13 protein-coding genes are annotated in these 13,398 nt (G+C 33.6%); 12 read left to right on the top strand and 1 reads right to left on the bottom strand.

From position 1 onward, the window contains the following. Positions 1 to 271: 271 nt before the first annotated feature. The 11 genes from OQ292_RS36015 to OQ292_RS35965 all read left to right on the top strand — a co-directional run bounded on the left by OQ292_RS36015 (position 272) and on the right by OQ292_RS35965 (position 11,313). Entirely contained in the window at positions 272 to 2,647 is a 2,376-nt protein-coding gene (locus OQ292_RS36015) for an ABC transporter permease (protein ID WP_284689113.1), read from the top strand. Positions 2,648 to 3,128: 481 nt separating this feature from the next. After that, complete coding sequence (locus OQ292_RS36010; RefSeq protein ID WP_284689112.1) at positions 3,129 to 3,923, top strand: Cif family virulence factor; 795 nt, start codon at positions 3,129 to 3,131, stop codon at positions 3,921 to 3,923. Positions 3,924 to 3,996: 73 nt separating this feature from the next. Further along, complete coding sequence (locus OQ292_RS36005; RefSeq protein WP_284689111.1) at positions 3,997 to 4,332, top strand: hypothetical protein; 336 nt, start codon at positions 3,997 to 3,999, stop codon at positions 4,330 to 4,332. Between the two features lie 129 nt (positions 4,333 to 4,461). Then, positions 4,462 to 4,806 carry a hypothetical protein gene (locus OQ292_RS36000; protein ID WP_284689110.1) on the top strand — a complete coding sequence of 115 codons (345 nt, stop codon included), beginning with the start codon at positions 4,462 to 4,464 and terminating at the stop codon, positions 4,804 to 4,806. A 303-nt stretch (positions 4,807 to 5,109) separates the two neighbouring features. Then, on the top strand, positions 5,110 to 5,565 hold the full coding sequence (locus OQ292_RS35995; RefSeq protein WP_284689109.1) for a hypothetical protein: 456 nt from the start codon (positions 5,110 to 5,112) through the stop codon (positions 5,563 to 5,565). Positions 5,566 to 5,952: 387 nt separating this feature from the next. Next, a complete protein-coding gene (locus tag OQ292_RS35990; RefSeq protein ID WP_284689108.1) occupies positions 5,953 to 6,753 on the top strand; it encodes an endonuclease/exonuclease/phosphatase family protein in 801 nt (266 codons plus the stop codon). Between the two features lie 84 nt (positions 6,754 to 6,837). After that, positions 6,838 to 7,329, top strand: coding sequence for a YdcF family protein (locus OQ292_RS35985; RefSeq protein WP_284689107.1), 492 nt, complete (start codon positions 6,838 to 6,840; stop codon positions 7,327 to 7,329). Positions 7,330 to 7,372: 43 nt separating this feature from the next. After that, positions 7,373 to 8,053 carry a hypothetical protein gene (locus tag OQ292_RS35980; RefSeq protein ID WP_284689106.1) on the top strand — a complete coding sequence of 227 codons (681 nt, stop codon included), beginning with the start codon at positions 7,373 to 7,375 and terminating at the stop codon, positions 8,051 to 8,053. A 193-nt stretch (positions 8,054 to 8,246) separates the two neighbouring features. Next, a complete protein-coding gene (locus tag OQ292_RS35975) occupies positions 8,247 to 10,484 on the top strand; it encodes a heavy metal translocating P-type ATPase (RefSeq protein ID WP_284689105.1) in 2,238 nt (745 codons plus the stop codon). A gap of 98 nt (positions 10,485 to 10,582) precedes the next feature. Then, positions 10,583 to 10,795, top strand: coding sequence for a heavy-metal-associated domain-containing protein (locus tag OQ292_RS35970; RefSeq protein WP_284689104.1), 213 nt, complete (start codon positions 10,583 to 10,585; stop codon positions 10,793 to 10,795). A 194-nt stretch (positions 10,796 to 10,989) separates the two neighbouring features. After that, positions 10,990 to 11,313: a hypothetical protein gene (locus OQ292_RS35965; RefSeq protein WP_284689103.1), complete on the top strand. Its 324-nt coding sequence runs from the start codon at positions 10,990 to 10,992 to the stop codon at positions 11,311 to 11,313. Positions 11,314 to 11,380: 67 nt separating this feature from the next. On the opposite strand, the gene OQ292_RS35960 is transcribed toward OQ292_RS35965, so the two are convergent. After that, a complete protein-coding gene (locus OQ292_RS35960; protein WP_284689102.1) occupies positions 11,381 to 12,559 on the bottom strand; it encodes a PepSY-associated TM helix domain-containing protein in 1,179 nt (392 codons plus the stop codon). A 228-nt stretch (positions 12,560 to 12,787) separates the two neighbouring features. On the opposite strand from OQ292_RS35960, the gene OQ292_RS35955 reads away from it, so the two are divergent. Further along, positions 12,788 to 13,390, top strand: coding sequence for a DUF1684 domain-containing protein (locus OQ292_RS35955; protein WP_284689101.1), 603 nt, complete (start codon positions 12,788 to 12,790; stop codon positions 13,388 to 13,390). Positions 13,391 to 13,398: the final 8 nt, after the last annotated feature.

Here is a 13,398-nt window from a genome sequence, read left to right as displayed (position 1 = left end):
ATTTTTAGAGTTTAAGGAAGCTAAGTTTACAATCAGATACTGATCTTAGTTTCTCACTAAGGCCTTTTTTGTTTAAGTTGGATATTGAATCTTGAGACTGCTAAGTATGGAATTCCATACTTAACAGTGGGTCAGATGCAACCTTTACCACGTTGTTCTTCATTAGTTAATATACCTTTAGATTATTGATTTCATAAATTCTGTAACCGTTCAGGGAAAAAAAGCATCTTACCAATGTATTTGATTTTCAGGTTAAGACTTTAAACATATCATGTGGAAAAATTACTTTAAAATTTCTTGGCGATTACTTCTTAGAAATAGATTATATACGATAATCAATTTATTCAGCCTTACTGTAGGTATAAGTATATTTACTGTTATACTATTACTCTTTCAAACCAAAACAACCAAAGACTTTTTTCACAAAGACAGTGACCAAATATATAGGATTGTAGCAGGCATTGACAGTCCAGGCAAAGACCCTATTTATACACCACTCATGTCGGAGTCTTTTGCAACTCAATGCGAAAGTAGTTTGCCATCACTAGAAACAGTGGCTCAGTATGGTTGGACAAATGGTATTGTAGTAAGAGACGATAATAGCTTTCATGAAAAAATACAGTTAGTTGACCCTGAATTTTTCAATTTCTTCAGTTTTCCTTTTAAAGAGGGCAAAAGTGACTTTCATAATGATTTTAATTCGGTAGTATTAAGTAAAGATCTAGCTCAAAAATATTTTGGAGAGAGAAGCCCGCTCAATCAGGAAATCAATATAAAAATAGATGCATTTGAACAAACATATAGAGTTTGTGGTGTGCTAGATTCAAAAGCATACAATTCTAAGTTTGAACTCGATATCATCATCCCTAATGTATATACCAATAAAATTTTTACTTTCAAAGGTGATGACAGTTTTCGCCCTTTTGAAAACTTTATCAAACTAAGAGCGGATGCAGACATATCACAAGTACAAGCAAATGTTACTGCCTTATTAGCCAATGAGTTCAATAATTATGAAGAGGATACCCAGTTTTCTACACTGATGCAATCGGTAAAAGTATCGTCTTGGGCGGAAGGTTTGCCAGATGGAGGTTTTGTTAAAACGCCATTATATGTATTTCTGTCACTTGCTTTTATAATATTGTTGATATCTTGTGTGAATTTTGCTACACTCACCATAGGAAATGCCTTTAAACGAACCAAAGAGGTAGGTGTCAGAAAAGTGAATGGTGCATTTACTTCGCAGCTCAGATTCCAATTTCTTATCGAGTCAGTTTTAACTGCAATTGTCGCCGCATTTATTAGTTTACCAATCATTTATCAATTGGTATCTATGTTTAATGAATTTACGGGTATAAATATCTTATTTGCCAATTTATACCTTACAAATACACTCCTGATTTATGTGATAGTAGCACTATTTTCAGGCATTACTGCTGGGTTTTATCCTGCTTTCAACATTGCCAAGTTTAATACTCAAAATTTATTAAAGAACAATTTTCAACTGGGCGGAAAGAGTACCTTTAGTAATATTTTGATTACTGCTCAATTTACAGTATCACTGTTTTTTGTGGTATTAGCGTCGTTGATCAGCAAGCAAGTGTACACCTTTGAAAATGCATCAACAGGATTTAATAAAGAACACATAGTGTTGGTAGATAACCCTGTTGAAGTAGAAAAAAAGGCATCTTTTTCTCAAAACCTCTTTGAATTAACAAAAAAAAAGCCCGGCATCTCATTTATGGCAGCCAGTACTACTGCCCTTTCACACAATGACTGGAATTTCTGGCCTTACTATTACAATGAGGAAGAAGGGCAATACTTTCATTATAATTATATAGACGAAAATTTCATTGACCTATACCAAATAGAAATGGTAAATGGTAGAAACTTCAATGAAACAAGTACCCTTGAAGACATTAGCTCAGTTATCGTGAATCAAGTATTTGTAGAAAGGTATCAACTTGAGAACCCTGTTGGAAGCATCATCAACCTAGGTGAAGAAGATGTGAAAATTGTAGGGGTAACAAAAGATTTCCATTATAGAAACTTAAAGCAAAAAATTAATCCCTTGGTTCTAAGACCTTTGCAAGCAAAGGATACCCTGCATACACCCGATATCTTAGCTTTTAAGCTCACAGGCGATATACAAGAAAATATTGCTGCGCTACAAACTGCTTGGAACAAAGTGGCACCCAACTATCCTTTTGAGTATGTTTTTGTAGAAGATGAAATGAATAACTCTTACATTGATATTGCGCAAATAGGCATGATCGCTTCATTTGCCTCTACCTTGGTCAGCATAGTATCAGTCCTTGGTTTATTTGGACTCATTGTGTTGGTTTCTTCCAAAAGAACGAAAGAAATCGCCATTAGAAAAGTACTTTGTGCTTCTACCTCAGAACTTATATGGACATTATCTAAAAATCTGCTCAAATTGGTACTTATTGCTATATTAATTGCTCTGCCTTTAGCCACTTTCTTTTTTAGTATTATTACAGAACAATTTGTTGTAAAAGTACCTTTCAATTTCTTTCTTTATTGCCTTGTTGCATTCATAAGTTTATCTATTGCGATGATTACCATGTGTCTCCATACTATGCGGGTTGCTGCACAGAATCCCATTAATAATTTGCGACATACTTAGAAATTTTCTTGTCTTGCTTTATCTCTAGCATTTGATACAACTCTGGCGATACACTATTAAAAGAGATTTTTTATGTAAAATATATATTTCTTTTAGTGACGATACTAATTTGGTCTTTAAGAAAATACGGCTTACTTATCATTACTTTCACATAGTTGGTAGTATTGTAAATTTTGGGACTTCACTAGCTGAAGTGAAACCATTTTGTCCCCTTGAATAAGGGAAAAAATGTGTTTTACAAAAATACATATAATTAGATTTATGTTAAATATACAAGGAGTTTTTCCTTTATATTTGATTTTAGATTAATTAAAGCTATAGTAAATACTACCACCAAACGATATAGCACATGCCACAGAGATAATAAAGATTTTCAAAAGAAATTTGCAGTTAATGCTTATTATTAGATGAGTTAACTGACACGAACATTATGCAAATTCGATTATATGATTTACAAACCTTGGCAAATTCCATATGTCTAATGAAAAGGATAATACTTTCTCTAGTCTGTTTAATATCTGCTGGTTGCCAGCAGCAATCAAATAAAAAAGAAGGTTTAGAAACAAATACAGTACAAGTTGAGACCAATATAATCTCAGAAGATTTAAGGGGCTGGGTTGATGCCATAAATAACAAAGACACGAGCTCAATTAAAGACTTTTATCGAACTGAGTCTATAAAAATTATCTCAGCTGATAGCCTCTTAACGAGTCATAATGAAATTGCTGAATATTACGTCTTACAACCAAATAAAATAACCTCAATTTCATCTTTGTTTCACGTTGAAGCCAATAAAGAAAAAAGCATCAACTATGAACTGATTAAATACGAGACTGAAAATAAAGAAGCATTCATTCAGCTTTTGATCTGGAAATTATATGATGGTAAAAAAGTTAGGGAATTCGAATTTACATCAAAAAGTGAAGAAGGCACAACCGATGAACAAGAAAGTATATCCAAGAGAAGAGATTTATGGATAAAACTGTGTAAAACCCATAATCCTAAAAACCTTATCAATGAGCTTTACAGTGCTCACAGCCTTTATTTCAATCATAAACCGCTGGTTAAAGGTCAAGATAATCTGATAGGAGAATATGCTTATATGAAAGGTGAAAGCTATACGCTTACACTACACCCACTAAAATTAGAATTCGTAAATACAAATTTGATTTATGAAATCGGCCAATGCGAGGGAAGCTATAATGGTAAGTATATACTTGTATGGAAAAAAGAACCTGATGGAAAATGGAAGATTTTCATTGATTCTAATGTGTGAAATTGGAAACATAGACTAAAAATAAATTACCCTGAAATTTCACACTTTGCACAGCCTAACCCTTACATATTGTATGAAAGCCCACATAATCCTATTGAGCTTAATCTTTAGTTATAATGCATTTGCTCAAAATAATACATATACCCCTCTTAATGATTATAATGCATTATTAAACTATATACCAAGAAATCTAAATGGGAAAAATGATTATAACTTAGACAATCTAGAATTGAAAAATCTTGACTACTCAATTATGCATGTGAAGGATGTTTTTGCCTTAAAAAATGAATTATGTTTAACAAAAAGAGATGTGAAATGGCTGAAAAGTGTGACTGATTTATTAGCCTCAGAACTCTTTTATGAAGGGAATAACATTTTACTAAAAGCAGTTGGAGGAGCTTCAGGTTGACCTGATAAAATGATTGATACTATTCAGTTAAACAATACTCAAATCACAATTTTGAAAATTTGTCATAGCTGTCTGGACTTTCATAGAAGTGATGAATTCATCAAATTATTTAATAGCAAAATGTATTCAATGATGGAGATTCAACCTCCTAATAAATATACATGGCAATTTGATGGTAACTTTTTAGGATTAGGAAAAAATGAAAGTGGATTGAAGTTATCTTTAACTGAAGATAGAGAGTTCAAGTATTGGAATGTAAAAGGACATGGTATGGATTTTACTGAAGGATATTGGGAAAATATGGCAGATACTCTTATTCCGACTTCTAAAGCGATTATTCAAAATGATAGTGTAATCTTTACTTTATCAAATGCAGATTGGATTTATTTTAAGGAGGTGAAATTCCTTCTAAAAAAGAATAAATTAATTGGCTTAACAGATGAAAAGTTGAAATTTAAAAAAGAACTGCAATGAAAACGCAACTTAGAAAATCCTAACCATCTATGCCTTCAGTTAACCGGATTGAAATGCCACATATTGGAACAACAGTTATACTTGAAGCCAGCCTTACATTCATAATTGGATTTCATCGATTTTCAATCACTTTTTTCTTATTATATAAACGGCTGTCAGCAAAGTTTTTTTCTTCATGTGGAGTAACAAAGAGTGCTATTGATTATATGTTAATTAAGAATTAAAATGGGGTTTGGATTTAATTTTTTCTTCCTTTTCTTTATTGCTCCTCTAATAGGAGTTTTATTGTTAGCTTGGCTTATAATGAGACAACCATGGATAGGGAAAATGATTGGATATATTTTGCTTGGAATTTTTGTATTTACTTTATTTTCAAGTTTTATGGCTTGGCTAACTTCAGACATCGAATTGGAAAAGGACGACTATTATGGTGAATATGTAATTAAAAGAGACCATTTCAGAGGCAAACAAGCTGATTGGATATACAATCATTTTCGTTTTGAAATAACAAACAAAGATTCAATTTACTTTTATGAAACTGATAATGAAAGAATATTGAAAACCTATCGTGGAACAATTAAAACTACAACACCATACAACTCCGCGCGACTAATAATTGAAATGGAACAGCCAACACACCACATTTTGACAAGTAACCCAACAACATACAGAAGTACTTGGGATTTTTATTTGGTGTTTAATTCTCCAGAATTTCACAATGTATTTTTTGAGAAAGGAAAATGGGAACCATTAGAATGAATAGAAATTGAGTAGATAATAGACTTAAGAATTGACCAAGAAAACCTTTTAATCATAGACCCTACTCGATTCAAAATGAAAGAAGTTGGTGTTGATGATTCTTGTCATTCTCATCAACACATTAAACAGTTCTGGACTGATATTCTTAAATCTATGGCTATTAGCCTTAAGACAATTGCTGATGAAGCCCGCCAAAGCAAATTGAGGAATTAGGAGAAATTAATGACCCTGAATCTGGATACATTGTAGATTTAGAAAAGAGGATTGAAAAAATAAAAGCAATCAGCTAAGGCTGTTATCAGTAAGTTTAGTTAATCATTTCCTGAACAAAACATCTTTCTCCATTTACCCAAAACTTAGTGTACATTTAAAAGAAAATCTAGTTGTATGAAAATAATGTGTCTTAACGGATGGGGTGGAAAACTTTATGATAAACTGCTCCCATATTTAACTGAAGAAGATCCTGATATTCTTTGTTTACAAGAAGTGGTACACACACCAGAATCGGAAAAAGACTGGCTAACATATAAAGACGGCAACCACATTTTACCTCAACGAGCCAACTTTTTTCGAGATATACAAACTGCATTACCCAATCATATTGGTATTTTTTGCCCAGCTGCTCAAGGAGTACTCTGGGATGATGCTATTAAAATTCCTTCGCAATGGGGTTTAGCAACATTTGTAAGAAAATCTTATCCAATTATCGAGCAGATACAAGGCTTTGTCCATAAATCGTATTCACCAAATGACTATGGAGATCACCCACGCTCCCGAAGTGCACATGCTGTTAAAGTATTCGATTATAAAGAAAATAGGCCAGTTGTTGTAACTCAAATGCACGGTTTAAGAGATTTAAAAGGTAAATTGGATACGCCAGAAAGAGCTACGCAAGCACATAAATTACTCTCACTTGCAAATGGATTAACCGAAAACAAAGATGCGCTTATAGTTTGTGGCGACTTTAATGTGGAACCACAAAGCGAGACATTAAAAATTTTAGCAGATGTTGGTCTAACTGAGTTGGTAACCACGCGAACAACTAAAGGAACTCGAAATTCGCATTACAAAAAAGAAAGTAGATATGCAGATTATATGTTAGTGAATGAACATATTGATGTTTTAGATTTTAAGGTAATTTTCGAGCCTGAGGTTTCTGACCATTGTCCACTAATTTTGACTTTCTAAAGCGATCACAACAATCTATTACCGAGCCTATAACAGGTTTGAAAACTGTTGTTTAAGTAAGTTAGACAGTGAAACGAAATCAATATGAAAAAAGAAGTATTAGTTGTATTGGGCTCTCCAAACTCTCCTGACGGCGAATTGAGTGATATATCTAAAAGCAGATTAGATTATTGCAAAAAGGTATTTACCAAGGGGCAATTAGTCTTATTAACTGGAGGTTGGGGACCTCAATTTAATACATCAGATAAACCCCATGCATTTTATGGGAAGGAGTACTTAATAAAAAGAGGATTGCTCGAAGAAGATTTTTTAGAATTTGCTTTGTCTAAACACACAGTTGACAATGCTGTAAAAATTAAAGCGATCTTAAATGAGCCTAAAAACACTAAATTAATTATAATTACCTCAGATTATCACGGAGATAGAGTGAAGTTGATCTTTAATGAAATTCTAAGTGACTATGAGATAAGCTATACATGTGTGAAAAGTAACTTAGACAAAGCGCAGTTTCTTGCATTAATGCAACACGAAGAAAAAGCAATTAATCTTATTAAACAAAATGGGCTGTATTATTAGGTTAGGACTTAAAAGCAAGTTGAAAATAACAACATTCCTATTATTGACTCTTTTAACATCATTGTGTTCCATTGCTCAAATTGATGGCAAGTTCAAACACAATATTTGTAAATATGGCCCTAATTGCTTCATTTATAAATTTAATACAAATGGAACATTTGAATATGAGTATCACCAAGACATTTTAGGTAGTGGAACTTTAACAGGTACTTACAAAGTAATTGAAGACACTTTAAAACTGACTCCAGGTAAAGTTTTGTTTGAATCGGAATCAAAAATTGTTGAGAAAGATTATTCGATTCCTGACTCTACTAGAATTCAAATATTTCTTCAAAGAGCAGCTCCGAAAGGAGAGATAAATATTGCCCGATTTCATTGGTATATTTCGATCAACGATGGAGAATATTTGAGTACAAATGAGAATGGAATGATTGTAATTCCTAAAACCAAAGTCGAGAAGATACAACTTAAAGATATTTTCCAAATTGAATTAAAAAGCCCAGAACTACTATTAACATTGACTGATTCCATTTTCAGGCCGAAAACAGATAAAAACGATATTGAAATTTTCGCCTCAGAAAGTGATGAAAACATAGATTTGGCGGTAACAGAATGGATGACGAAAACCTTTCTCCTAAAAGGGAGAAAACTATATCCACTCACCTTTGAACCCGAAGTCGGCTTTTTAGGAAATGACAAAACATATTATAAAAAGGTTGATTGAAAGTTACGACAAAGATTATAAGTTCAAATTATAGCCATTCCATATTATATAAGTTTTAAAACATGAAACTTCTGTAATAATTAAAGTATTATCTCTCCCCCATCAAAATCTTGAAACTCAAGGTCAAAATTCTATAACAGATTCTAAGGCTAATCATCTGAAATTTGTAGCAGATGATAAAAGAATTTGTATTATGGAAACCTTAGTTTCAGAAAATAAAAAGATAAAAAAAGAATCCTTCCCTGTTGAGGGAATGAGCTGTGCCTCATGTGCTGCCAGTGTTGAGTCTATTTTATCACAAACAGAAGGTGTAGCAAAAGCCAGTGTAAATTTTGCCTCAAACTCAGTATTAGTAGAATACGATGAAGCCGTAAGTGAAAGCGATTTGCAAAATGCATTGAGAAGTGTTGGTTACGATCTAATTATCGATACAGAAGATCCCGCCGAAGCGCAAGAAGCATTACGCCAAAAACATTATCAAGAAATAAAGAACAGAACAATTTGGTCTGCTGTATTTACAGCTCCCATTTTTATAATCGGGATGTTCTTTATGGATTGGGCTCCGGGTAAATGGATTTCACTGGCGCTCAGTATTCCTGTACTGTTTTATTTTGGTAGAAATTTTTATGTGAATGCCTGGAAACAAACCAGACATGGCCAAGCAAACATGGATACCCTGGTAGCTTTAAGTACTGGTATCGCCTTTTTGTTTAGCTTGTTCAATACGCTAGTTCCTAACTTTTGGAGAGCACACGGCATAGAACCACATGTTTATTACGAAGCTGCTACCGTAATTATCACTTTTATTTCTTTGGGTAAATTGCTCGAAGAAAGAGCAAAGTCGAACACATCATCTGCCATAAAAAAATTGATGGGTTTACAGCCTAAAACGGTAAAGGTTTTAATGGGTGGAAATGAGATGGAAATTCCGGTTGGAGCTGTGCAAAAAGGGCACACAATCATTGTAAAACCCGGCGAAAAAATTCCAGTTGATGGCGCTTTGGTAAACGGCAATTCTTATGTAGATGAAAGCATGATAACCGGAGAACCCATACCAGTTGCAAAAACTAAAGGAGACAAAGTATTCGCAGGTACTATTAATCAAAAAGGGAGCTTTCAGTTTAATGCCGAAAAAGTAAGTGGAGAAACATTGCTTTCTCAAATTATAAAAATGGTGCAGCAAGCACAAGGTAGCAAAGCTCCAGTACAAAAACTCACAGATAAAATTGCCAGCATATTTGTGCCGGTTATTATCGCGATTTCGATAGTTACTTTTATCGTGTGGATTTCTGTTGGTGGCGAGAATGCATTTACACATGCACTTTTAACTTCGGTAGCAGTGTTGGTAATCGCTTGTCCATGTGCTTTGGGTTTGGCAACTCCTACTGCCATTATGGTGGGCGTGGGTAAAGGAGCCGAAAACAATATCTTAATTAAAGATGCTGAGAGTTTAGAACTGGCACATAAAGTAAATGCTATTGTGTTAGACAAAACCGGAACCATTACCGAAGGCAAGCCAACTGTTACTAACCTAAATTGGGTAAATAAACAACTTGTAAGTAATCTAGCCCCCATCTTATTAGCAATCGAAGCACAGTCTGAACATCCATTGGCAGCAGCAGTAGTTGAGAAGTTGAAAGAAGAAAATGTAAATCAAGCAAGTCTTTCTCATTTCGAAAGTGTTACCGGTAAAGGTGTAATTGCTCAAGATGAGTTGGGCAAAAAATATCTCATAGGTAATAGTAGGTTAATGCAAGAACATCAAATAGCAATTACTTCAGATGTAAGCAAACAAGTAAAGCAATGGCAAGACGAAGCTAAAACAGTTATTTTCTTCTCAGACAATAAACAAATATTGGCCACTATCGCCATTACAGATAAGATAAAAGCCACTTCTAAATCTGCTATAGAAAAGCTACAAAAGCGTGGTGTTGAAGTATACATGCTCACTGGAGATAATTTACAGACTGCAAAAGCAGTAGCTAATCAACTTGGTTTAACAGACTTTAGAGCCGAAGTTCTTCCGTCAGACAAAGCTGATTTTGTTAAAGAATTACAGCAAAAAGGCAAAACTGTTGCCATGGTAGGTGATGGTATTAACGACTCCCATGCATTGGCACAGGCAGATGTAAGTATCGCAATGGGACAAGGCTCAGACATTGCTATGGATGTAGCCAAAATGACACTGATCACTTCTGATCTGGAATATATTCCTAAGGCTTTAAACCTGTCTACAAAAACAGTTCAGGGGATTCATCAAAACCTATTTTGGGCATTTATTTATAACATCATTGGTATACCAATCGCAGCAGGTGTGCTCTACCCTATCAACGGATTTTTACTCGACCCAATGATTGCCGGAGCAGCTATGGCATTCAGTTCGGTATCTGTTGTGTTGAATAGTTTGAGGCTAAAAAGCATAAAATTGTAATCAAAATAATGTAATGCTGAGTCAAAAAAGTATAACAGTTTAGCTCAGCGAAAACTTAAATTTGTATAAGTAATCAGTCAAGAATTAAAAATAAATTTATGGAAAACATGAAGTTTAAAACCACAATAAACTGTGGCGGATGTTTAAAAAGTGTTACTCCTTCACTAAATAAGGTTGATGGCATTAATCATTGGGAAGTTGACTTAGACAATCCTGATAAAGTATTGAGTGTAGATAGCAGCAGTGCATCAGAAAAAGAGGTAGTTGAAGCAGTGAAAAAAGTAGGATTTGAAATAGAAAGAATTGATTGATAATTAGCTCGAAATATAGCTGAAAAGATAGGCAACTGGCTCTGTATTTAGGTGAAATAGACAGATTGTTTTTTGTTTGAATTTTCACAAAAAAGAAAAAAAGTTTCATTTTCTTTAAAAAAATTCAAAACCATTTGCAATTTTCGGAAGTTATCAATTCGTAATCAGCTATTAATTCAAATAATTATTTAATCATGTATATCAAAAAAGTATTTACAACAGCTATTATTACTTTATTTTGCCTTTCAGCGTCTTTCGCAAGTGTTGATCTTCCAAAAAATGATGTGGAAAAAACTGCTGCAGAATACGAAGCAATAATTGATGGCCTTAAAATTAAAGTAGACAGTCTTGCGGAAGCTAAAAAGAATGCTAACTCTGTTGAAGAAAGGAGAGCTATCAATAAAGAATTACGCGAAGTTAAAAGAGAAGTAAAAGAAGTAAAAAGACGTGCAGGTGGAGGTATCTACATTAGTGTTGGTGCGCTACTTGTAATCATCATTATCTTATTATTAATATAAGATTTAACCAAATAAAAAAGGCGGATGATTATAAAATCATCCGCCTTTTTTATGTCTTTTCACTATTTTAATTACTATAAGAAAGTGTTTTAGATTTCTTTCTTTTAGATTTTTTCTTCAGCTTATTAATCCAGATAATGGTTCCTGTAACAGGCAAACTGGTAGCAATTAAACAAGCAATAAAATAAAGAATCTTAGAAAAAGTGCCATAGACATTCCCCACATGCAAAGCCTTAATAGACCTAGCAATTTTTTCGTTTAGTGGCTTATCAGAAAATTTCTCTAAACTTTCTACTTCAGCAGTGTATTTATTAAGCTTTAGTTCATCACCACCGTTTGGTGCAAAAAAGCCTGTTTTGTATTTAGAAACCGAAACACTTGCTTGGTTTTCTTGAGGTAAATTCAATCTGTAATCACCTTCATAAGGTAAAGATTCATCTGCTTTTTTAATGTAATCTGCCAGCGATAATTTCACTTCTTGCTCTGGTAAGTTCACTGCTTTTTCTTCTTTTGGCCCACGACCTCTAGATCTATCAACTCCTAAAATATCATATAAACCTGTTCTGTACCATTCGAACGACCACTGTAAACCAGTTAATGCCATCACTAACATCAAGATGAAAGCATAGAAACCTAAAGCATTGTGTAAATCGTGGTTAATTCTCTTCCAGCCAGCATTGCTTTTTATTTTTAAACCTTGTCTCCAATACTTTACTTTTTGTGGAAACCAGATTACCATACCAGTTAATAAGATTATTACAAATATTACAGTTGCCCAACCAACTATCGGCCTGCCCACATTCATATCTAACAGTAACCATCTATGTAATCTAAACATTACCATAAAAAACTCAGAGCCTGCTCCTTTGGTTGTACCCTTAATTTCGGCTGTGTAAGGGTCTACCAAATAAGTTGTTCCTCTTCTCTTTCCTTCTTTTTTCACATTTAAGCCAAGCGATCTTTCTGCATCGGCAGGTATTTCAATGGAAGATACTTTGGCTCCCAATTCGGCTTCTACTGCGGTAATAATCTCTTCTTCAGTCTTTCTAGGAAGCCCGGCTTCATTTTTTACCTCATACACTTCTGCATTGAGCATTTCCTGTATTTCTGAGCTAAAAGTATAAATGGTACCGGTAAGGCAAACAACGAATAAGATGAGTCCTGAGGCGATTCCCAACCATAGGTGCACATCGTTAAAAAATTTTCTTACTTTTTTCCAGGTTGAGTTACTTTGTCTAGTATTCATTCTGATAAATATGCTACAGATCGAAATTTATTATTTTGAATTATTCTAAATATAGGCCTAAAATTAATAAAGCCTAAATAAATTCAACCAACTATATCACTTTTTCAACCAAGTAATTCATTAGCACAACTTATCTATCTGTAAATACTAGCATTTGCATTCTGCTCAAAACAACCTATCTATGCATGCAAATTAACAATTCAGATATATAACTAAATTTCTACTAGCATGAAAAAGATACTATGCAATGTTTTGATTTTAATAAGCTTTACGGGTATTTGCTTGGCGCAAGATTACAAGAAAGAAATAAAAGAATTTCAGAAAGAACTCAACGAAGAATATAAAAATCCAGATGAGTCTCCCTTAAGCACAAAAGACCGAAAGAAATTTAAAGGTCATGATTTTTTCCCGATAGATGAAAAATACAGAGTGGAAGCAAAATTTGTTAAAACAGCGAATGCTATGCCTTTTAAGATGAAAACATCTGCCAATGTATTTCAAAATTACGATATATATGGTGTTGTATCTTTTGAGATTGACGGTGAAGAGTTTAAACTTAACATCTACCAAAGCCATTCTTTAAGAGAAACAGAAGAATATAAAGACTATCTTTTTCTACCTTTTACAGATTTAACTAATGGCACTGAAACCTACAGAGGAGGGCGCTACATAGATCTAAGCATTCCATCAGACAATACAATAGTTATAGATTTTAATAAAGCTTATAACCCATACTGTGCTTATAGTACTGGCTATTCTTGCCCGATACCACCAAAAGAAAATAACCTAGATATTAAGGTTGAAGCTGGCATCAAAAACAATCATTTATAAAATAATTT

Origin of the sequence: Chondrinema litorale (assembly GCF_026250525.1) — a bacterium.
Classification (GTDB): Bacteria; Bacteroidota; Bacteroidia; order Cytophagales; family Flammeovirgaceae; genus Chondrinema; species Chondrinema litorale.
The sequence above is the reverse complement of the archived record's forward strand: the minus strand, read 5'-3'. Positions and strand labels throughout refer to the sequence as shown.